This is a genomic window from Pseudomonas sp. 05N434 (genome assembly GCF_056396965.1).
In genome coordinates this window covers 1-1,308 of record NZ_JBFTMK010000863.1, presented here as the reverse complement: position 1 = coordinate 1,308, position 1,308 = coordinate 1, and the positions used below count along the sequence as shown (strand labels likewise).

Below are 1,308 nucleotides of genomic sequence, written 5' to 3'. Positions count from 1 at the left end.
CCATCATTTCATCCAAACACATTTGCACCCGGTCATCATGGTCATCCTTGAGACTTAGATAGAGAGAAAATGGGTCGACAACTCCAATAGCTATGTTGCTGTGCAGTGGCTCATAGTTCCAAAACTGGATGCAGCACGCTGCATGGTTTTGCGGCACCTCAAAATAGGGAAACGTGGTCTCGCGTTTAGATTTGGCCGTCTTTGAAGTCGAGCCCCAAAAGCCGATCTCTACCCCATATGCCGTATTCACTTTTTGGAGGTGATCAGACTGAGCAAGCTCTCGAATGTGATCGAACTGCGCAGTCGTCATTGCAAAGCCAGGTACTTTTGGACTGGCGAGAAGGCTCATCTCTGCCAGGGCCGCCTCCCCCGCCAGCAGCATTGGGGTGTCAAACGCCTCAGGAATTGCATTTAACCAAAGCGTTTTTTTGACCGGCGTACGCATGTAGTCTTTCGCCATTTCCCAAGTCTCTTTAGGAGACAAGTGAAAAAAGATCGCGGCTTCACCCATTTCCTTTCCAGGCTGAACGATGTCCAGATCGGTCAGCTCTTTGATGGCTCTGGTAACGGTCATTTTTGCGTAGGCAAAGGACTTCTCGAAAGTAGAGCGAGTGGTCAGTAACCGGGGCTGCCATCCTTTGATCAATAATTGAATAAGCATGGATTGAGTGGCGGGGCTCAGAACCTGAGGTTTTTCCAGGCGCTGCCTGTAGTACTCACGCAAATCCATTCCAAACGCTGGAAGATAAAGCTGGTTTCCCGGCACGATGAATTGGACGCCTTTCTCGACCAGTCGTTTTCTGTCATAGCTCGGGAGCGCGTCTGTGACGAAAACCATGAGGTCACTGGTTTCGGGCAACTTCTTCTCCAGCAGCTTGTTGATTGCCTGCATATGCTTGGCTACATCCGCAACGCTAGCTTCCCGCTGTGGATGCTCCTTGAGGATAAGGCACTTGGCACCCAAGATTTCCGTGACGAAAAATTCGTATCGGTCACGCAGCACATACGGAAGGATTTTGACGTGCTCCCACGGTTTTAAGCGCAGCTTGAGACCAAGCACACTCTCTACATAGACCTTGAGCTCGATCAGGTCACGCCTCTCAGGGAGGTCGTGGTCGTAGCTGGTAAAATCAACCATGGCCATTCTTCCGTATCACGATTTCATCACGATATCAGAGGCTCTGATAGCGTGCAAAATTCCTGATATTCTTCCGTGAATTCTGATACAGAGTCTCTGTGAAGCGAGATAAAAGATAATGGCCAGGGAGCGAGTGACTGTCGCGGTAGGGATAGAGTTATCTACAACCC

Annotated in this window: 1 protein-coding gene; it reads right to left on the bottom strand. The window is 49.9% G+C overall.

The window, feature by feature from the left end; all coding sequences use genetic code 11:
- The coding region (locus AC1DLB_RS30195) for a hypothetical protein (RefSeq protein WP_477786307.1) at positions 1 to 1,138 on the bottom strand (1,138 nt) is incomplete at its 3' end.
- Positions 1,139 to 1,308: the final 170 nt, after the last annotated feature.